Here is a 17,388-nt window from a genome sequence, read left to right as displayed (position 1 = left end):
AGGAGGAACTTAAATGGATGTCATTACGCATAAATGCCCCAACTGCGGCGGTGCGCTAACCTTTGATCCTGGTGATCAAAAATTCCACTGCCCCTTCTGTTTGAGTATTTTTACAGAAGCAGAAGTAACAGCCTTTGAACAAAAACAAAAAGAAGCCCAACTTGCAGATGGGACTGCGCCGGAGAATCAGCCGATCACTGATGATACGGAACCGGCGCTAAAAGAAGCTATCACAGAAAAAACCGAAGAAAAGGCGGCCCAAATGGACTTGTTCCTTTGTCCTAACTGCGGCGCAGAGATCGTCACTGATGCTACGACAGCAGCTACTTACTGTTATTTCTGCCACAATCCAGTCGTCCTTTCCGGCCGTCTTTCTGGAGAATTCTTACCTAACAAAGTTTTACCTTTTGCAATCGAAAAAGAAGAAGCAACCGCTAAATTTCTGGAATGGGCACAAAAAAAATGGTTCGTACCAAGAGACTTCTTCGATCAAGCGCAAGTTGAAAAATTGACCGGTGTTTATTTCCCCTACTGGAGGATCGATGCCGAACTAGATGGCCAACTATCTGGAACTGGAACTTCTTTAAGAATTTGGCGTGTCGGCGAGATCGAATATACAGAACACAAACAATTTTCTGTTTCCAGACGCGGAAAAATGCGTATCAATGAACTGATCAAAAACGCTTTATCCAAGAATGTCCAACAAAAAATGGTTACCGGGGTCCAGCCTTTCCCATTGGATAAGGCCGTTGACTTTCGCAGCCAGTATCTGGCAGGATTTCAAGCAGAAAAACGCGACATTGAGTATCAAGCACTTAAGAATGAAGTACAACAGGAACTTTCCGGTTATGCTGAAAACCTCCTAAGCAGTACCGTTAATGGGTACACTAGCTTCAATCGGACACAGCGGAACATTGAGATTACGAAAGAGACCAATCATTACGTACTGCTGCCGGTCTGGCTTGTCACCTATCGCGCTGATGATCCAAATAAGAACGTCTTTTATTATGCGATGAACGGCCAAACCGGTAAAGTCAGCGGTGTCTTGCCCATCAGTTACAAACGCTTAGGATTTACGAGTGCAGCGATTTTTGCTGTGATTGCGATTCTAGGGATGATTGGAGGATATTTCCTATGAGAAAATTTTCCTGTTTTTTCCTAATGGTTGCCGGATTTCTGCTGACGACGGTCACTGGCGTGGCAGCAGAAAACACTGTTTCCGACGACGCTGGGCTTTTTACTCCCTCTGAAATCCAGAGTTTAAGCGAACAAGCCGATCAGTTGAATGAAAAAATCAAAGGTGAAGTCTTTATCGCAACGACAAATAACGGCATTGATGATATTGAATACACCACCGACCGTTTTCTCGCGGATCGTATCGGGAATGATCAGAATGGCTCAGCATTGATGATCGATATGGGCAACCGTAATCTTCATGTGTCCACCTCAGGAAATATGCTCGATTATATCAACGACGCTCGTCTTGATGATATGTTGGATAATATTTATGATCAGATGACGGCGGGTAATTACTATCAAGCCGCCCGGGTCTACTTGGAGAATGCAGCCAGCTATGTAGAAGCGGGGGTTCCCGGCGGTCACTATCATGTGGATCGTGAGACAGGCAAGATCACTTATTATAAAGTGCTGACCCCTTTAGAAATCGGCATTAGCTTATTGGTAGCTGCAGTGATCAGTATTGCTTTTTTCATCATTGTCAAATCAAGATACCAATTAAAAATGGGTGGATACAAATACCCTTACAGAGAAAAATCCAGCATCAAATTGACTCAAAAAGAAGATCGTCTGGTCAACTCCTTCGTAACGACTCGCCGAATCCCACGTCCACCTAAAAATAATGGCGGCGGCGGTTTTGGCGGTGGCACCACTACTCATTCTTCCGGCGGCGGAACATTTGGCGGCGGCGGTCGCAGTTTTTAGTAAACGTTTCTTCTCCTCTGAAAACTGGATCGAAAACGGACTAAAAAAGATGATCTTCAGACGACTAGTTGGTCTGAGATCATCTTTTTTTAAATGATTTCTTTAAAAACAGAGAAATCGATATTCCCGCCTGAAACGATTGCGACTGTTCGTTTGCCTTTCAGCAAATGATCGATTTGTCCGCTTAGGATAGCAGCCGTACTCAGAGCACCTGCCCCTTCAGCAATCACTTTTTCTTTTAAAGCCAAATAATGGATAGCAGTTTCGATATCTTTCTCTTCAACTAAAACGGTTTCATCTATGCGCGAGCGCAACGTTTCATAAGTCAATTCTCCAGCCAAAGCCACATCGCACCCATCTGCCAATGTCTTACTGCTGCGATTGGCTACCAGTTCTTGTCGCCATATAGAGGAAATCATCCCATGCACTTGGTAAGATTGAACCCCAATAATATTAGTTTCCGAACGTAATTGTTTGATTGCTAACGCAATGCCTGCGATCAAGCCGCCTCCACCGATCGGTACGATGACATTATCCACATTAGGCAAATCTTGTAAAATCTCTAACCCAATCGTTCCTTGCCCTTCCATTACCGCTCGATCATCAAAGGGGGAGACAAAGACCTCACCGCTACGTGACATCGCTTCCAAAGTAATTTGTTTTGTATCGTCGAATGTCTCTCCTGCTAAGATCACTTCAGCGCCATAATTTCTCGTTGCTTCTATTTTTGTCTTCGCTGCTTGAAGCGGCATAAAGATCCGTACATGTATCCCTAGCAGGGCGCCTGCTAGTGCAACACCTTGCGCATGATTGCCTGCTGAACAAGCAATTACCCCTCTTTTTTTCTCTTCCTCTGTCAATGTTGCTAATTTGTTGTAGGCCCCTCGCGCCTTAAAGGATCCTGTACGCTGCAGATTCTCTAGTTTCAGATAAATTTCTCCTGCCTTTTCTGCGCTAAGAATATTGCTTGGTGCGGCAGGTGTATGGATCATGATTGGTGCCAGTCGCTGATAAGCATCCAGGACACCTTGGATTTCAGAAACCGCTTCTTTGATCACCGAAAGTCCTCCTAATCGACTTTTTTCTACCCTTATTGAAGCATATCTGTTCCGTAAATACAATCTAAAGTGCTCGACGTTCTGCCAAAATCCTTCCCCCTTTTTATCAACAACTGCAGAGCTCCAGATAGGCTTGAAAAAAAAATCTGTGAATATAAAGCCTCTAGTAATAAGCTTTCATCATGATGTTAGAAATGAAAATCATTGCGATGAATTTTCAGAAAATAATGACTTGATGGGCGTTCCATGCTATACTAGGAAAAATTAAAAAAGGAAGTGACTCTATGCAAATCGATTGGGAAAATTTAGGGTTTTCGTATATTAAAACCCCTTGGCGCTTTGTCGCAAAATGGAAAAATGGCTCTTGGGAACAAGGAGCATTGACTGAAGATAATATTCTGCATATTCATGAAGGTTCTCCAGCATTGCATTACGGTCAGCAATGCTTTGAAGGCTTGAAGGCGTATCGACGACCAGATGGCGGGATCAACTTGTTTCGTCCAGATGAGAATAGTAAACGATTGAATCGAAGCGCTCGTCGCTTGCGTATGCCGTTCGTTCCCGAAGAGATGTTCCTCGATGCGGTCAATCAAGTGGTCAAAGCAAACCAAGAATTTGTACCGCCTTACGGTACCGGGGCTACTCTATATTTACGGCCGCTATTGATTGGTGTAGGCGAGAATATCGGCGTTGCACCTGCGCCAGAATACTTGTTTATTATTTTTTGCATGCCGGTCGGATCATATTTCAAAGGCGAGCTGGCCCCAACGAACTTTATTGTTTCAGATTATGATCGTGCAGCACCAAATGGTACCGGCGCTGCAAAAGTAGGCGGAAATTATGCTGCCAGCTTATTACCAGGATACGAAGCCCATGAACGGAATTTTTCAGATTGCATTTATTTAGACCCTGAAACACATACAAAAATTGAGGAAGTGGGGTCCGCTAACTTCTTTGGGATCACGGCCGAAAATGAATTCGTGACACCAAAATCGCCATCAATTTTGCCAAGTATCACCAAATATTCTCTCCTTTATCTTGCAGAACATGCTTTAGGATTAATACCTGTCGAAGGAGATGTGTATGTGGATCAACTGGATCGCTTTGTTGAAGCAGGCGCTTGTGGAACCGCTGCGGTTATTTCACCTATTGGCGGAATCCAAAATGGAGAGTCTTTCCATGTGTTTTACAGTGAAACGGAGGTCGGTCCTAAAACTCGTGCGCTATACGATGAATTGACGGGTATCCAATTTGGTGAGCGCAAGGCTCCAGCTGGCTGGATTTTTGATGTTCCTCTTGATTAATCAATGAACTGATTGGGAGAATCAAAAAAATTTATAGAGCTCCCCTCTTTGCTCTCACGCCTGAAAGCACCCAAAACAATTAAAGAATGGCGCATCTTTTTTTCGTTTTGACAGGAGCCTTTTCTTAAAATAATTGCTCTCTCGTCAGTCAATTGTTACAATCAAAGGCAAGGGGGAATTATGATGGCAAAACGCTTAATTTTTTCATTGATTGCTACGGTCATCTATTTGGTCGTATCCAATATTGGGAATCTTTTTTTTGGGATCAGTCGTACCTTTAGTTGGACAACTACTTTATGGGAAGCATTATTCTTTTTTATCTTCATTTTTCTTGTTCAGCAATTTCGCAAAAAATAAACAAGCCTAAGTCAGTGGCGCTCAGCGCTAGTCTTAGGCTTGTTTTTTTTGCAACTGTTCCTCTAATTCAGATAGCCTTAGCCGTCAGAACTAAAAAGATATTCTCAAAAATATCTTTCCAAACGGCCAAAAATAAATGTTATCTATTAAACTTATCTGATACAATGAAATAAAAATAACAAAGTAATTACTAAATGTCAAAGCTCCATATTGTTAAAGAAAGTCGTGGTGGCGGCTGAGGGTGCAGATGCATCGAGTTGTTATTCTTTTTGATCTTCGGAAGTTTAATCCTCTCAGTTCTTCCCTATCTAATGATTTTTCTTGTGATAACAGGAATTATTTTTGCCATGATTTATATTTCTAAAAATAAAAGACGCTTAGCAAAGACAGAAAGAAGAAGCGGAACTTGATGAAAGAGAACGTAGACTCAAATTAGAACGTCGGCATTTTTTATACTGCCAAAATAAAGTCAGAACTTGGCTCATAGGTAAACTATTTTCATTTCCTATACTTGACTAAGAAGGTCCCCCCTCCTTTTAGGAATAAACAACTATCATCAAGTGCAAACAAAATGAGCCCAATGGATAAATACTAACTGATACTTACAAAAACGAAAGAGTTTTATTAGCTTATTAGATTTCAAAACATTCGTTACTCCTATATTCTCGAATATATATTAAAGGAGGTTTTTTCTATGGCAAATTCAGAGACACATTACCACTGGTTCTATCCTATGCTATTAATCACTTATGGAATAGGACTCTATTTATCTTTAATGCAAGTCACAGGATTTTTCATTTTAAAAAAAGGAATAGTCGATCCTGAAAAACCTGGGTTTGATTTTATTTATCAATTTTCGAATACTATTTCCAAATTTTTCCCCTTAGAGACAGAGCCAATGTATTTGGGAATCATAATAGCCATCATTTTAATTTCTCTCACCATACCACTTTATTGTTTTATTAAAAATATTGAACGTCACTTTTCAGGTTGGCTATTAGCACTAAATCTTCTTCTTTCTACTCCTACACTGCTACTAATTTTCATGGGTACAGCAATGAATATGTGATCGAAAAATACCATCAGTTTGTTCATTTGAATTACGTTGGGCTTAAAACTACAAGCTCTTCAAAGAACACACGAAATCTCGGCCCGCACGAAAAAATGAAAACCAAATTACAAAATGAAGAAAAGAGGATAAACAATGATAGAAACAGATTATTCTTATAGCAACCAACTCTTGGAATTATACTCAAAAGATATAGATGACTATGGAAGTGAATCCTTCTCACTCGGATACATTTTGCAAGATCTTGGTTCATTTATCTTATTTATGTCTATCAGTGAAACTGGAACACTGGACAGTATTCAGATTAGAAGTAAAAAGTATTTAGTAAAAATTATTGACGACTCAGCCTACATTAGAATGTACGAATTTTTTGTAAGTTATAATAAAATCAACAAATCATTCGATAACTATGATCTTGGTTCTATAATTAATTTAGAAAAAATAAAAACTATCGATGACTTACTCACAAATAATTTAGTTCTCAAAAAAAGCGTAACTGTGATACATTCTAATGACGAGAGTGTCTTTACCGGAAAAATCAATCTTTTAGATTCAAAAAAACTAGTACTTTCTATAATAGATTACGAAAGCATCACAAAGACGAACAAAAAAACAATAAATATAGATGATTTGATTTGCATTGACATCGTCAGCGTGGAAAACTTTCTCTTGGACAAGTATATCGAAACAAATCATCTTTAAAGAGCCAAATCAAAAAGATTAGGTCCGATCATATTTTGTGCTGGTGTAAAATCGAGGTTGATTTTTACCAACATTTTTTTTAGTCTTCAATCAAAAAGAAACTCAAAATTACTAAAATCTAGTCGGCAAAAATATTCCCCAATCAATGTGGTTTCTCAATGGATATTATTAAGAAATTACTCTAATAAAACTCATTTAGACTCAAGAAATTATTTTTGTAGCAAAAAGCTACCCAACCCCACTGAGTTCCAATAGCATTCAAAAAAAGCTTTGGAAGAAAAGGGGTTAAAAGCAATTGGTCACGGATTTCGTCATCCACACTGTTATTTACTCTTTGAAACTGCCTTATCAATGCAAAAAGTGAGATCACGTCTCGGACACTCTGATATTCAGACAACGATAAACATCTATGCTCATCTAACAAAAGAGCTCTTTGCAGAAAAATTTGCATGCTACCTTCGTTTCTAAATATATGGTCAAAAGGATGGTCAAAAAACAAAAAAAGAGCTAGAACCCTTACTTAAAAGGAATTCTAGCTCAAAAAAATCAAAAATGATTATTTAACTGTTACTGAAGCGCCAACTTCTTCTAAAGCAGCTTTCAATGCTTCAGCTTCGTCTTTAGAGATGCCTTCTTTAACTGCTGAAGGAGCTCCGTCAACTACAGCTTTAGCTTCTTTCAAGCCTAAACCAGTTGCTTCACGAACTGCTTTGATAACTTTAACTTTTTGGTCGCCAGCTGCAGTCAATTCTACAGTGAATTCAGTTTGTTCTTCAGCAGCACCAGCGTCGCCAGCAGCACCAGCTACAGCTACAGGAGCAGCAGCAGATACGCCAAATTCTTCTTCGATAGCTTTAATTAAGTCGTTTAATTCTAAGATTGTCGCGCCTTTTAGCTCTTCGACAATGTTTTCAATGTTCAATGCCATTTTGTTTTCCTCCATTTAATTAGATAGTTTAGTTTATAGTGTGATTATGCGGCAATTAAGCTGCATCTTCTTCTTTTTCGGCCACTGCTTTGACAGCGTAAGCCACGTTGCGGATAGGTGCTTGTAGCACAGATAGCAACATTGAAAGAAGTCCTTCGCGGTTTGGCAATTTTGCCAATGCTGTGATTTCTTCCAAAGAAGAAACTTTGCCTTCGATGATACCGCCTTTGATTTCTAATGCTTTAGCCTCTTTAGCAAAATCGTTCATGATTTTTGCAGGTGCGACAACGTCTTCGTTACTGAACGCTACAGCAGTTGGGCCAGTGAATACTTCACCAAGACCTTCTAGACCAGCTTGTTCAGCAGCACGTGAAAGGATAGAATTTTTAATAACTTTCATTTCAACGTTTGCGTCGCGTAATTGTTTACGTAGACGAGTTACTTCGTCAACAGTCAATCCACGGTAGTCAACGACTACTACAGATGCGGCTGCTTTGAATTTTTCACTCACTTCATCCACAATTGCGGCTTTTTTAGCGATAGCTGCTTCACTCATTTTAAATTTCACCTCCTGATTTTGATGGAAGAGTTTCAAGAAAACATTTCTGTCTTCATTTGTCTTTATCAAGAGATAAAAACAAAAAAACTCTATGCCACCGTAGACATAGAGGGACTATTGAAGTTTCTCAATAAACGTCCTCGGTAGGAAATTAAGACTGACGTCACCTACTGTCTTCGGTACAGTTAAACTTTTAACCTTGACTACCTTACCATAGATAAGGCAGTCAAGTCAACAAAAGTTTTGTTTTTTATTCAAATTAGAAAGAAGCTTGATCTACATGGATACCAGGTCCGAAAGTTGTCGTTACAGAAATGTTTTTCATGTATTGACCTTTCGCTGCAGATGGTTTAGCTTTTACTAAAGTTTCGTGGATTGTTTTGAAGTTTTCAACTAATTTGTCATCTTCAAATGAAACTTTACCGATTGGTACATGAACGTTACCAGCTTTGTCAACACGGTAAGTCACTTTACCAGCTTTTACTTCGTTAACAGCTTTTGTTACGTCCATTGTAACTGTACCAGTTTTAGGGTTTGGCATTAAACCTTTAGGACCTAAAACACGACCAAGTTTACCGACAGTTGCCATCATATCTGGTGTTGCAACAACAACATCAAAATCGAACCATCCGCCTTGGATTTTTTGAACCATGTCGTCGTCTCCAACGAAATCAGCACCAGCTGCTTCTGCTTCTTTGGCTTTTTCACCTTTCGCAAAAACTAACACTGTTTGTGTTTTACCAGTACCATTTGGTAGTACGACCGCACCACGGATTTGTTGGTCCGCTTTTTTAGGATCGACATTTAGTTTGTAAGCAACTTCAACCGTTGCGTCGAATTTTGCAATATTTGTTTCTTTTGCCAAAGCTACTGCTTCTTCAACTGAATAAGCTTTTGCAGCGTCAACTTTTTTCAATGCTTCTTGCATTTTTTTGCTTTTTTTAGCCATTTTGTTTCCTCCTTGATGTGGTTATAACGGTAGAACCTCCCACGTGTCCCATATTTTTCAATATAGAGCCGACTGAGAAGCTACTTCCTTAGGGTCTGTAAAAATTATTCTACAGTGATCCCCATGCTTCGTGCAGTTCCTTCAACCATGCGCATAGCTGCTTCAACGTCAGCTGCGTTTAGGTCTTCCATTTTCAATTCAGCGATTTCTTTTACTTGATCGCGTGAAACTTTTGCAACTTTGTTTTTGTTTGGTTCGCCTGAACCTTTTTCAACGTTTGCTGCTTTTTTCAACAATACTGCTGCTGGTGGTGTTTTTGTAACGAATGTGAATGAACGGTCTTCGTATACAGAGATCACTACTGGAATGATCAAGCCTGCTTGATCAGCTGTACGTGCATTGAATTCTTTTGTGAATCCCATGATATTGATACCCGCTTGACCTAGTGCAGGACCTACTGGCGGAGCTGGTGTTGCTTTACCTGCAGGAATTTGCAATTTAACGATTTTTTCTACTTTTTTTGCCACGAGACATACCTCCTTGAGTCCGTGATGTGGTTAATTGGAGATCCATATTTCTCCTCCCACTTTAGTGAATCATGTGCGCACACAAAAAACGTGTGAATAATGCACACTGAGATATTATAGCATCTCAAAAGAAATTTGCAAGAACTCTTGGCGAATTTTTTTGCTTTTTATGGAGAAAATCGGTAAAACAAAAAAAAGATTAAAAAAATCCCATACAGTTCCACTCATTGCTCTATTTCTCCATATTTTATGCTAAACTACATCTGGATTTCTCCCATCAATTAAATGAGGTGAATAGAATGGAACCTTTAAAATACCGAAGTGTCTTTGATATTATTGGACCAATTATGGTTGGACCCAGCAGTTCCCATACCGCAGGTGCTGCTCGAATTGGCAAAATCGTGCGCCACATCTTTGGCGAACAGCCTGACAGTGTCGATATCCTTTTGTATGAGTCCTTCGCGAAAACTTATCGCGGCCACGGAACAGATATTGCACTTGTCGGCGGTTTGTTAGGAATGGAGCCCGATGATCAGCGCCTTGCTGACTCATTAAAGTTAGCCTATGAGCAAGGTCTAGAAGTACTCTTTGTTCCGAAAAACGAAAAAGCCGAACATCCGAATATGGTCAAAATGATTTTAAAAAAAGGTGACCGCAAAATGTCCGTTACCGGCATTTCAATCGGCGGTGGGAATATACAAATTTCTGAATTGAATGGTTTTAAAATCTCATTGACTTTAGGTACCCCTACCTATGTCATCGTTCATCAAGATGTTCCGGGAATGGTCGCACGTGTCACGAATCTACTTTCTGAGGCACAAATCAATATTGGTACGATGACTGTTACCCGAGAGTCCAAAGGAGAAAAAGCCATTATGATCATTGAAGTGGATGAACGAAATGATCAATTGGCACAACAAATCAAAGCATTGCCCCACGTTTATAGTGCGGCTTATTTCGATTAAAGGAGGATTCGTCATGTTTTATACAATTGAAGATCTTGTTCTTCAAAGCAAAAATTATGCATCGATTGCAGAGATGATGATTGCGGTCGAATGCGAAAACTCAGGGCGCACTCGCGAGCAAGTCATTGCACTAATGGACAAAAACCTGACGGTCATGGAACAATCCGTTGCCGAGGGCGTTGCTGGAGTGACCTCTGTGACGGGATTAACCGGTGGCGATGCCACACGAATGAATGATTATATACAAGCTGGTGATTTTCTAAGTGGTGAGACGATCTTGCAAGCCGTTCAAAATGCCATTGCTGTCAATGAAGTCAATGCCAAAATGGGATTGATTTGTGCCACTCCTACGGCTGGGAGTGCCGGTGTTGTCTCTGGTGTGCTGATGGCTGTTCGCGATCGTTTGCAGCTGTCTCGTTCTCAACAAATCGATTTCCTCTTTACTGCCGGAGCCTTCGGACTAGTCATTGCGAACAATGCTTCGATATCCGGAGCAGAAGGCGGTTGTCAAGCAGAGGTTGGTTCTGCCAGTGCCATGGCAGCAGCAGCCCTCGTCTGTGCTAAGGGTGGGAGCGGACATCAAGCTGCTCAAGCAGTAGCCATTACACTAAAGAATATGATGGGATTGATTTGTGATCCTGTCGCTGGGTTAGTCGAAGTTCCTTGCGTGAAGCGAAATGCTCTCGGTTCCTCACAAGCATTTATTTCTGCTGATATGGCTTTAGCAGGAATCGAAAGTGTGATTCCTCCGGATGAAGTCGTCCACGCGATGTACCAAGTAGGACGGCAAATGCCAAGTATTTTTAAAGAAACAGCCGAGGGCGGGTTGGCCACAACGCCTACAGCACAACATCTACAAGCGCAAATTTTAGATGCCGCTGAACACTAAAAGATGTAAGAGTCTCAAAAAATAACATATCCGAATGATCATTAGATAGCTCCCGCGGCTCTGCAGGTCCTCGTTACCTATGCACGAGAAGAATAAGCGATCTCCGATCATTCGGATATTTTTATCTATTTGCTACTACTAAAAAAAACAGATAGAACTTATATCAAAGTTATTCTTACAGCTTTTTGACGACTATCAGTTATTTCTCCCATAAAAAAGCAGCAATATCTTCATCTACTTCTTGATTTTCATGCAGCTGACTATGCTGTGCCTGTGATCCTTTAATGATTTTTTCAGTCACAGAATAGCCATTCGCTGCCAATAAGTGGTTGATCGCCAAGGCACTTGTGGTCGGCACAGTGCCGTCCGATAGCTCTTCATCAGATAATTGCCCAGCAATCAGCTCAATCGGGAGTCGATGCCCCCCTTGCTTCAATAGTCCTTGAAATTCCTGGTAGCGTGGAGAAGCCTCCGTTGGTCCGTTTGTCACTAAATCAGTGATAGTCTGCCGTGAACTCGTATCAATAAATTCATTGAAAGGCGCCCCGATCGCTATAAATTTAGCTACTTTTGGCAATGCGGGATCCAGTGCTTCAGCCCCAGCTGCACTCAGCTCTCCAAATGTTGTGAGATAGCGAAAACCACTAACTCCTCCCATGGAATGTCCGACTAAATTTACTTGCTCTATTCCTTCCTTTTTCAGATAAAGCAACGCTTGTCGGATCCATTCTGCTTGATTCCATTCATTATTTTGATTGTCAGCGAACAAGACCTGAATGGTTGGATTTACAGCTTTTTTAGAAAGCACTCCTTCCGTTGAAACTGTCCCATCTGGTGAAATTGTTAGAACCATTTCATTGCTCACCCAATCTTTTTGGGCAAAACGCTGTATCATCCCTCCAAATGATGAGGGACCTCCTTGATAACCATGAATAAAGAGTGTTGGCGTGGTCGTTTTCTGAACGGGTTCGGTGGTTGATGTTTCTGCCGAAGCAGTCGTTGTCTCCGTTGGCTTCTGTGTACTTTTTTGTGCTGAAACATTTGAGTGAGTTGCTGCTTGACAGCCGCTAAGCAAAACAACCAGACATAGAAATAGCCATTTTTTCATTTACAGTCCCTCCAAATCGGGTCTAGTATAATCCCTTTTGAAACAAGAAACAAGCAATAGCTAATGTTTACTCTTTATTCAAGAACACTTCATTCTTTACTCGTTGCTTGGTAGGTTACCTTTTCTTTGCCTCCGGACTGTTTCTTCCGTTTAAAAATCGAGGTGTCCGCGATTTGTGAAAAAAAATCGAGCAATGGAATGATCATCATCGCAACGAGCCCTCCGGAAAAGCCATTATTGTACAGATTCAATCCACCATGAAGCACATCGATATTCAAAACCATCGACGTATGAATGAATCCCACGATCATCCCCCCTTTCCACCCGTAAGCATTAGTCACCGCACAGAGCATCATTGCAAAAATAGCCGCTGTAACGGTTACTGTTTCAGTCATTGCGTAGATATTCATTGTATTTGCTAATAGCACACCGGCAAATAAGGGCAGCGCGTTAAAGACATGGGCACCACAAGCAGAAAAACCAATGACACAAAACATCGCACCTGCAATGGGACCATTGAGGTTGACACCTAGCATACTCACATAACTCATTAACAGCAATCCCATTAACCCCATATTAATCATCGTATTATAAACGCCACTTTCACGTAAAATATCGTATTCGATTTTGCCGCTATGAGACCATATTGCCCGCATGTTCAACCGCTTGCGTTTAACAGCCATTGCTAACCCATAGCCAATCATTAATAAAGACAGCGACACCATCATAATAACCAGTGGAAGATTGGAGCCTTTAGAAATGATTGCTCGCAATTCGATATCAAAACCAAACATTCGGCAAATTCCTGCAACCATCGTACACAACATGCCAGAAGTAAAGCCGGCACTATAGATACTGACTTTTTTAAATAATGCTTGAAAATGCAGTGCTAAAGGAACCATGATCAATCCAGTCAAAACACCGATCAAATAACCGATGAAGCTACCGAAATAAGCTGGAAGTGAGTCATTGAATGCAAAAAAACTAACGATGGGTGAAACGGAGGAACCGTACAAAGCAATGAGAAGATATTTTTTGAGGGGTTGATTCATTAAATAGGAATAGAGACGAACACCTAAGAAGATTGGAATAAAATTGAACAGATTTTTGCCAAACAAACCATACCCCGTAACCATGAAGACGGCTGATATCATTCCTCCAGTAACCGGAACTCGGTAATGGTAACAGACCGCGATCGCAACAAAAGTCATGATCGACGCATTGAACAGTGCGCCACCTACAGAAGTCAGCGCAACGTAATCCGTTACTAAATGGCTTTCCGAGAACATGATTGTAAGCATTTCACGAAACACTTTTTGAGGTTCCATAAAGATCACGGCAGAAAGCAGCAAAAACAAATTAAAAGCAAACAACAAACTATAACCATTATGTACGGAAATCACACCTCTTTTTTCCAAATGTTGGTCAAAAAAATGGCGTTGACAAATCGATGCGAGAATTTTCTTCATAGGACCCCCTTTTTATAAAACGCTTTCTTTTCGTGAGATAAAAACAGCGGGCCAATAACGGTCCGCTATCACCAATTTTCAATTTTATTTTACCTTATTTTGACAAAAAAACACTACAGTTTTATACTTAGATTTTATCTACTTGTTCAAAATCCAATTCTGTACTTGTTTCTCGACCAAACATATCAATATTGACTTTTAATTTTTGTTTTTCTTCGTCGATCTCAGCGACTTGTCCTTCTAATCCAGAGAATGCACCTTCGATGATTTTAACTGTTTCACCAATCTCCACTTCCAATTCAACTGTTCGAGTGCTCATACCGATTGAACGTAAGATAGAGTTGATTTCTTCTTGTAAAAGCGGAGCTGGTTTGCTTCCTGCTCCATGAGAGCCGACAAACCCAGTCACTCCTGGTGTATTACGAACAACATACCATGATTGATCCGTCATGACCATTTCGACGAGGACATAACCTGGAAAAGTTTTGTGAACGATCTCTTTCTTTTTCCCATTCTTTTCTTCCGTTTCGACTTCTTCTGGTACGACAACACGAAAGATGTAATCGCCCATCCCCATGCTTTGCGCCCGTGATTCCAAGTTCGCTTTCACTTTGTTTTCATAGCCGGAGTAAGTATGCAAGACATACCAATTTTTTTCAAAAGATTCCATTGTATTCGGTCTCCCTATCTTTTTGTAAAATAAAAAAACCTCAGTTGCACCGAAGTTTTTCCTCGAACCAATTATACCACGATTTGTTTTACTTGACTAGTTGCTGATAATCCAGCAGCATTTATTTCAAAATCAAATCAAAAACAGTTTGAATCAGCGTATCCATCACAAAAAACATCACTGCAAAAATAATTGTCGTTTGGATCACAACAAAAGTATCTCTGCGTAATTGCTTTCTTGATGGCCAAGAAACATTTTTCATTTCAGCAAAAACATTTTTCATAAAGTTCATCAAGATTCCTCCTTACTTCGTTTCACGATGTAGCGTGTATTGATTGCAGTATTTGCAAAATTTGTTAATTTCAAGGCGATCGCCTTTTTTTCCTTCACTGACTGATTTCGAATAGTTGCGGGATCCGCAGACAGAACAAGCCAAAGCTGCTTTTTTTGTTGCCATTTCTGATGTCCTCCCCCTTTATACAAAGTTTTCCAAAGTTAAAAATACCATTTTTCAGTGAAAGTGTCAATTTTAGATTTTGACACGCAAAAATATAGTTTCCGCTGATTTTATGGTATTATAGAGATGTGAATTGGGTATTTGGGAGGGAATTGTTATGTTACTAAAAACAATGGTTTACAAAAAACGCGACTTAACTACGATCAAAGAAACAGCTACTTTAGAAGAAGCCTTGGAAATTTTAGAAGATTCTGGCTATCGCTGTGTACCGATCTTAGATGAATCCGGCAAAATCTTCCGGGGAAACATCTATAAAATGCACATCTATCGTCACAAATCGAATGGTGGAGATATGACATTACCAGTGACACACCTGCTTAAAAACGCGACAAAATTTATTTATGTCAATTCTTCATTTTTTAAAGTCTTTTTCACGATCAAAGAGTTGCCATACATTGCCGTATTAGATGAAAACAATGAGTTCTATGGGATTTTGACCCACAGTTCATTATTGAATATGCTGTCTCAATCTTGGAATGTCGAACAAGGAAGCTACGTACTGACTATCGCATCAACTGGCACACAAGGCGATTTAGCGATCATTTCAAAAATCATCGCGAAATACAGCAGTATTGCCAGCTGTATCACATTGGACATCGGCAAGGATGAATTTATTCGTCGGACATTGATTACTTTACCAGCGAATACGTCAAAAGAGCTGTGCGATAAGATCATTTATCAGTTAGAGGCAAAAAACTTCAAAGTTGTTGAAATTGAAGATTTGAATGCAGAATAACAAAAAAGATCATCTCTACCAAAACCTACGGTAGAGATGATCTTTTTTTATTTGTTTTTTGGGAACCATCAAAGCAAAAAACAAATGATTGATTAAAATCGCTTATCGAAGCGAACACCTGTATTCACGATATACATTATAGGCGCTGTGATTGTCATGATAATCAACTCACTTAGCGCTGTTGTACCAAAGGTCGCCCAAAATGGTAATGCGAGAGTCAGATGCAGCATGATTGCAATCAAGAACATGCTCAACGAGAAGAAAATCGTATTAAGCGCTAAACGGACAAAGACATTCGGAACTTTCTTCTGCAATAGCGCCGTTGCTGACAATGCAAGCAAGGTTTGGCCTCCACCAAAGACGACGTCCAAAATTCCCATACCAAAAAATAAATTGTACAATACAACTCCGCCAAAAACACCCCACATCAGTTTTCTGTTAAAGACTACCAGATGATTCAGCCCTTCTGAGACACGAAATTGAATGGCACCAGAAGCCACTGGGGCGACTAAGACTGTCACTGCAACATACAGTGCCATGATCAAACCGTTCGCGACGACAACTCGCAACCGCTGGTTTGATAAAGTGGATGATTTATCCATTTGATCCCTTCTTTCTCCGAGTTTTGATTACGCGGGATGGTTGATGAACCGCGATGCGTTACGCACAAATAATTATTATACAGAAGATTACTGATTTATCAAGCTTACATTATTGATTTGGTTCTTATTGATTTCCATTGTCCAATTAAATTGGAGAATTCATGTGGATGTTTTGTGGATGAAAGTCTAAAAACCTATTTTCCCCCAAGCTGTTCTTCAGTAACAAGGTCGTACAATCTCCTTCTAAAGCAACCCACTTATCAAATAGCAAAGTGTTAAAACCAACAAAAAAAGAAAGAGGAACGATCTATCTATCAGCGAGGCTAAAAAAGATACCGGAAATGACTAGAATATTTTAAATACATAACCATTAAAACGGTGGTTCTGCTTTGAATAGGAATCTTCCAGCAAAACAGGCCAAAGACAAGCATTGAGTATTTATTTGCTCGCAATTCATTCTGTTCTTCCTCTCCTACTAATTCTCATTGTCCTCCTTACAATTTTGTTTGCTTATTCTCAGCCTTTAGATTGATTTATTTCATTATTCATAGATGTAATCTATTCCTCGAAAGGAATGATTTTATATGAAAAAACTATTATCTTTTACTGTAGTAACCCTTCTTCTGATGGGTGGAGGCTGGTTCTGGTATGAGCAATCTTATGGAACGACAGATTACTACACTAAGATAACTTCGAAAGGGGAACGCGTTTCGATTGGTAGAGGTAGCGGGAGAGAACACTTTAGATACAAGTACAACTTAGCTAGCTATACATCAGACAATAATGAAAAAGATGTGTCTTTTAATTCCTATGGAGACAAGCCACTAAAAGAGAATGCATACCTTGTATTACATGTAAATAATCATAAAGGAGTAATGGGATGGGAAGAAGTCTCGCCTAATGATGTTCCATCAGCTATATTGAATAAACTTGGATAAAGAACTCAAAGAGACGGACATCCGTCTCTTTATTCGTCAAACCAACTTCATGTAAACTTGATGTCTGTGAATCGTTCAATTGTTCATTTTCCTCTAAGTT

At 40.0% G+C, this 17,388-nt stretch carries 22 protein-coding genes and 1 other annotated feature; of the genes, 11 read left to right on the top strand and 11 right to left on the bottom strand.

Annotated features, from left to right (window positions below; all coding sequences use genetic code 11):
- The first annotated feature begins 13 nt into the window (after positions 1-13).
- Positions 14-1,138: a TFIIB-type zinc ribbon-containing protein gene (locus tag IGJ28_RS09425; RefSeq protein ID WP_242387429.1), complete on the top strand. Its 1,125-nt coding sequence runs from the start codon at positions 14-16 to the stop codon at positions 1,136-1,138.
- Positions 1,135-1,941, top strand: coding sequence for a TPM domain-containing protein (locus IGJ28_RS09420; protein WP_171917706.1), 807 nt, complete (start codon positions 1,135-1,137; stop codon positions 1,939-1,941). Before IGJ28_RS09425 ends, IGJ28_RS09420 begins: the two co-directional genes overlap by 4 nt.
- An 89-nt stretch (positions 1,942-2,030) precedes the next feature.
- On the opposite strand, the gene IGJ28_RS09415 is transcribed toward IGJ28_RS09420, so the two are convergent.
- Positions 2,031-2,999: a pyridoxal-phosphate dependent enzyme gene (locus IGJ28_RS09415; RefSeq protein WP_113849866.1), complete on the bottom strand. Its 969-nt coding sequence runs from the start codon at positions 2,997-2,999 to the stop codon at positions 2,031-2,033.
- A gap of 284 nt (positions 3,000-3,283) precedes the next feature.
- Between IGJ28_RS09415 and IGJ28_RS09410 the strand changes: the two genes are divergently transcribed.
- The 5 genes from IGJ28_RS09410 to IGJ28_RS09390 all read left to right on the top strand — a co-directional run bounded on the left by IGJ28_RS09410 (position 3,284) and on the right by IGJ28_RS09390 (position 6,899).
- A complete protein-coding gene (locus IGJ28_RS09410) occupies positions 3,284-4,303 on the top strand; it encodes a branched-chain amino acid aminotransferase (RefSeq protein ID WP_195957664.1) in 1,020 nt (339 codons plus the stop codon).
- Positions 4,304-4,486: 183 nt separating this feature from the next.
- On the top strand, positions 4,487-4,660 hold the full coding sequence (locus IGJ28_RS09405) for a hypothetical protein (RefSeq protein ID WP_005472376.1): 174 nt from the start codon (positions 4,487-4,489) through the stop codon (positions 4,658-4,660).
- 694 nt (positions 4,661-5,354) lie between these two features.
- Positions 5,355-5,729, top strand: a complete 375-nt coding sequence (locus tag IGJ28_RS09400; protein ID WP_252711846.1) for a hypothetical protein — start codon at positions 5,355-5,357, stop codon at positions 5,727-5,729.
- A 135-nt stretch (positions 5,730-5,864) separates the two neighbouring features.
- Entirely contained in the window at positions 5,865-6,431 is a 567-nt protein-coding gene (locus IGJ28_RS09395) for a hypothetical protein (protein WP_113849868.1), read from the top strand.
- Positions 6,432-6,701: 270 nt separating this feature from the next.
- The gene (locus IGJ28_RS09390; protein ID WP_113849869.1) at positions 6,702-6,899 is read left to right on the top strand and encodes a tyrosine-type recombinase/integrase; all 198 of its coding nucleotides are present in this window, start codon (positions 6,702-6,704) and stop codon (positions 6,897-6,899) included.
- Positions 6,900-6,987: 88 nt separating this feature from the next.
- On the opposite strand, the gene rplL is transcribed toward IGJ28_RS09390, so the two are convergent.
- The 4 genes from rplL to rplK all read right to left on the bottom strand — a co-directional run bounded on the left by rplL (position 6,988) and on the right by rplK (position 9,394).
- Positions 6,988-7,359 (bottom strand): 50S ribosomal protein L7/L12, encoded by a 372-nt coding sequence (rplL, locus tag IGJ28_RS09385; RefSeq protein ID WP_103300010.1) that lies wholly within the window; start codon positions 7,357-7,359, stop codon positions 6,988-6,990.
- A gap of 55 nt (positions 7,360-7,414) precedes the next feature.
- A complete protein-coding gene (rplJ, locus tag IGJ28_RS09380) occupies positions 7,415-7,915 on the bottom strand; it encodes a 50S ribosomal protein L10 (RefSeq protein WP_003127079.1) in 501 nt (166 codons plus the stop codon).
- A 74-nt stretch (positions 7,916-7,989) separates the two neighbouring features.
- Positions 7,990-8,116 (bottom strand) — a sequence feature (ribosomal protein L10 leader region).
- Positions 8,117-8,177: 61 nt separating this feature from the next.
- Positions 8,178-8,867, bottom strand: a complete 690-nt coding sequence (rplA, locus tag IGJ28_RS09375; RefSeq protein WP_003127078.1) for a 50S ribosomal protein L1 — start codon at positions 8,865-8,867, stop codon at positions 8,178-8,180.
- 104 nt (positions 8,868-8,971) lie between these two features.
- Positions 8,972-9,394 carry a 50S ribosomal protein L11 gene (gene rplK / locus IGJ28_RS09370; protein WP_003127077.1) on the bottom strand — a complete coding sequence of 141 codons (423 nt, stop codon included), beginning with the start codon at positions 9,392-9,394 and terminating at the stop codon, positions 8,972-8,974.
- Between the two features lie 299 nt (positions 9,395-9,693).
- Between rplK and sdaAB the strand changes: the two genes are divergently transcribed.
- Together sdaAB and sdaAA are read left to right on the top strand one after the other, a co-directional pair.
- Positions 9,694-10,359 (top strand): L-serine ammonia-lyase, iron-sulfur-dependent subunit beta, encoded by a 666-nt coding sequence (gene sdaAB, locus IGJ28_RS09365; protein ID WP_003127076.1) that lies wholly within the window; start codon positions 9,694-9,696, stop codon positions 10,357-10,359.
- 13 nt (positions 10,360-10,372) lie between these two features.
- The gene (sdaAA, locus tag IGJ28_RS09360) at positions 10,373-11,248 is read left to right on the top strand and encodes an L-serine ammonia-lyase, iron-sulfur-dependent, subunit alpha (RefSeq protein WP_171917704.1); all 876 of its coding nucleotides are present in this window, start codon (positions 10,373-10,375) and stop codon (positions 11,246-11,248) included.
- A gap of 199 nt (positions 11,249-11,447) precedes the next feature.
- On the opposite strand, the gene IGJ28_RS09355 is transcribed toward sdaAA, so the two are convergent.
- The 5 genes from IGJ28_RS09355 to rpmG all read right to left on the bottom strand — a co-directional run bounded on the left by IGJ28_RS09355 (position 11,448) and on the right by rpmG (position 14,952).
- Complete coding sequence (locus IGJ28_RS09355) at positions 11,448-12,356, bottom strand: alpha/beta hydrolase (RefSeq protein ID WP_171917703.1); 909 nt, start codon at positions 12,354-12,356, stop codon at positions 11,448-11,450.
- Between the two features lie 89 nt (positions 12,357-12,445).
- The gene (locus tag IGJ28_RS09350) at positions 12,446-13,825 is read right to left on the bottom strand and encodes a DUF1576 domain-containing protein (protein ID WP_438845341.1); all 1,380 of its coding nucleotides are present in this window, start codon (positions 13,823-13,825) and stop codon (positions 12,446-12,448) included.
- Positions 13,826-13,952: 127 nt separating this feature from the next.
- Entirely contained in the window at positions 13,953-14,495 is a 543-nt protein-coding gene (gene nusG, locus IGJ28_RS09345; RefSeq protein ID WP_003127071.1) for a transcription termination/antitermination protein NusG, read from the bottom strand.
- A 121-nt stretch (positions 14,496-14,616) separates the two neighbouring features.
- Positions 14,617-14,787, bottom strand: a complete 171-nt coding sequence (gene secE / locus IGJ28_RS09340) for a preprotein translocase subunit SecE (RefSeq protein ID WP_003127070.1) — start codon at positions 14,785-14,787, stop codon at positions 14,617-14,619.
- Positions 14,788-14,799: 12 nt separating this feature from the next.
- Positions 14,800-14,952: a 50S ribosomal protein L33 gene (gene rpmG, locus IGJ28_RS09335; RefSeq protein ID WP_005472365.1), complete on the bottom strand. Its 153-nt coding sequence runs from the start codon at positions 14,950-14,952 to the stop codon at positions 14,800-14,802.
- A 157-nt stretch (positions 14,953-15,109) separates the two neighbouring features.
- Here rpmG and cbpA point away from each other — a divergent pair, with 157 nt between their 5' ends.
- Complete coding sequence (gene cbpA, locus IGJ28_RS09330) at positions 15,110-15,748, top strand: cyclic di-AMP binding protein CbpA (protein WP_003127068.1); 639 nt, start codon at positions 15,110-15,112, stop codon at positions 15,746-15,748.
- Positions 15,749-15,840: 92 nt separating this feature from the next.
- Here cbpA and IGJ28_RS09325 read toward each other — a convergent pair whose 3' ends face one another.
- Positions 15,841-16,350, bottom strand: a complete 510-nt coding sequence (locus IGJ28_RS09325; protein WP_103300006.1) for a QueT transporter family protein — start codon at positions 16,348-16,350, stop codon at positions 15,841-15,843.
- Positions 16,351-16,934: 584 nt separating this feature from the next.
- On the opposite strand from IGJ28_RS09325, the gene IGJ28_RS09320 reads away from it, so the two are divergent.
- Positions 16,935-17,288: a YxeA family protein gene (locus tag IGJ28_RS09320; protein WP_103299946.1), complete on the top strand. Its 354-nt coding sequence runs from the start codon at positions 16,935-16,937 to the stop codon at positions 17,286-17,288.
- Positions 17,289-17,388: the final 100 nt, after the last annotated feature.

Source organism: Enterococcus sp. AZ091 (assembly GCF_051714805.1).
In the GTDB taxonomy this organism is placed as follows: Bacteria; Bacillota; Bacilli; order Lactobacillales; family Enterococcaceae; genus Enterococcus_D; species Enterococcus_D gallinarum.
Note: the sequence above shows the minus strand (reverse complement) of the source record. Positions and strands in the feature narration are given on the sequence as shown.

Bases quoted from the DNA above. Each gene is read 5' to 3' on its own strand.
- IGJ28_RS09425 (WP_242387429.1), top strand. From the start codon at position 14: ATGGATGTCATTACGCATAAATGCCCCAACTGCGGCGGTGCGCTAACC.
- sdaAB (WP_003127076.1), top strand. From the start codon at position 9,694: ATGGAACCTTTAAAATACCGAAGTGTCTTTGATATTATTGGACCAATT.
- IGJ28_RS09320 (WP_103299946.1), top strand. From the start codon at position 16,935: ATGAAAAAACTATTATCTTTTACTGTAGTAACCCTTCTTCTGATGGGT.
- rplL (WP_103300010.1), bottom strand. From the start codon at position 7,359: ATGGCATTGAACATTGAAAACATTGTCGAAGAGCTAAAAGGCGCGACA.
- IGJ28_RS09355 (WP_171917703.1), bottom strand. From the start codon at position 12,356: ATGAAAAAATGGCTATTTCTATGTCTGGTTGTTTTGCTTAGCGGCTGT.
- IGJ28_RS09395 (WP_113849868.1), top strand. From the start codon at position 5,865: ATGATAGAAACAGATTATTCTTATAGCAACCAACTCTTGGAATTATAC.
- IGJ28_RS09405 (WP_005472376.1), top strand. From the start codon at position 4,487: ATGGCAAAACGCTTAATTTTTTCATTGATTGCTACGGTCATCTATTTG.
- sdaAA (WP_171917704.1), top strand. From the start codon at position 10,373: ATGTTTTATACAATTGAAGATCTTGTTCTTCAAAGCAAAAATTATGCA.
- IGJ28_RS09325 (WP_103300006.1), bottom strand. From the start codon at position 16,350: ATGGATAAATCATCCACTTTATCAAACCAGCGGTTGCGAGTTGTCGTC.
- nusG (WP_003127071.1), bottom strand. From the start codon at position 14,495: ATGGAATCTTTTGAAAAAAATTGGTATGTCTTGCATACTTACTCCGGC.
- IGJ28_RS09350 (WP_438845341.1), bottom strand. From the start codon at position 13,825: ATGAAGAAAATTCTCGCATCGATTTGTCAACGCCATTTTTTTGACCAA.
- rplA (WP_003127078.1), bottom strand. From the start codon at position 8,867: ATGGCTAAAAAAAGCAAAAAAATGCAAGAAGCATTGAAAAAAGTTGAC.
- rplJ (WP_003127079.1), bottom strand. From the start codon at position 7,915: ATGAGTGAAGCAGCTATCGCTAAAAAAGCCGCAATTGTGGATGAAGTG.
- IGJ28_RS09420 (WP_171917706.1), top strand. From the start codon at position 1,135: ATGAGAAAATTTTCCTGTTTTTTCCTAATGGTTGCCGGATTTCTGCTG.
- IGJ28_RS09410 (WP_195957664.1), top strand. From the start codon at position 3,284: ATGCAAATCGATTGGGAAAATTTAGGGTTTTCGTATATTAAAACCCCT.
- cbpA (WP_003127068.1), top strand. From the start codon at position 15,110: ATGTTACTAAAAACAATGGTTTACAAAAAACGCGACTTAACTACGATC.
- rpmG (WP_005472365.1), bottom strand. From the start codon at position 14,952: ATGGCAACAAAAAAAGCAGCTTTGGCTTGTTCTGTCTGCGGATCCCGC.
- secE (WP_003127070.1), bottom strand. From the start codon at position 14,787: ATGAACTTTATGAAAAATGTTTTTGCTGAAATGAAAAATGTTTCTTGG.
- IGJ28_RS09400 (WP_252711846.1), top strand. From the start codon at position 5,355: ATGGCAAATTCAGAGACACATTACCACTGGTTCTATCCTATGCTATTA.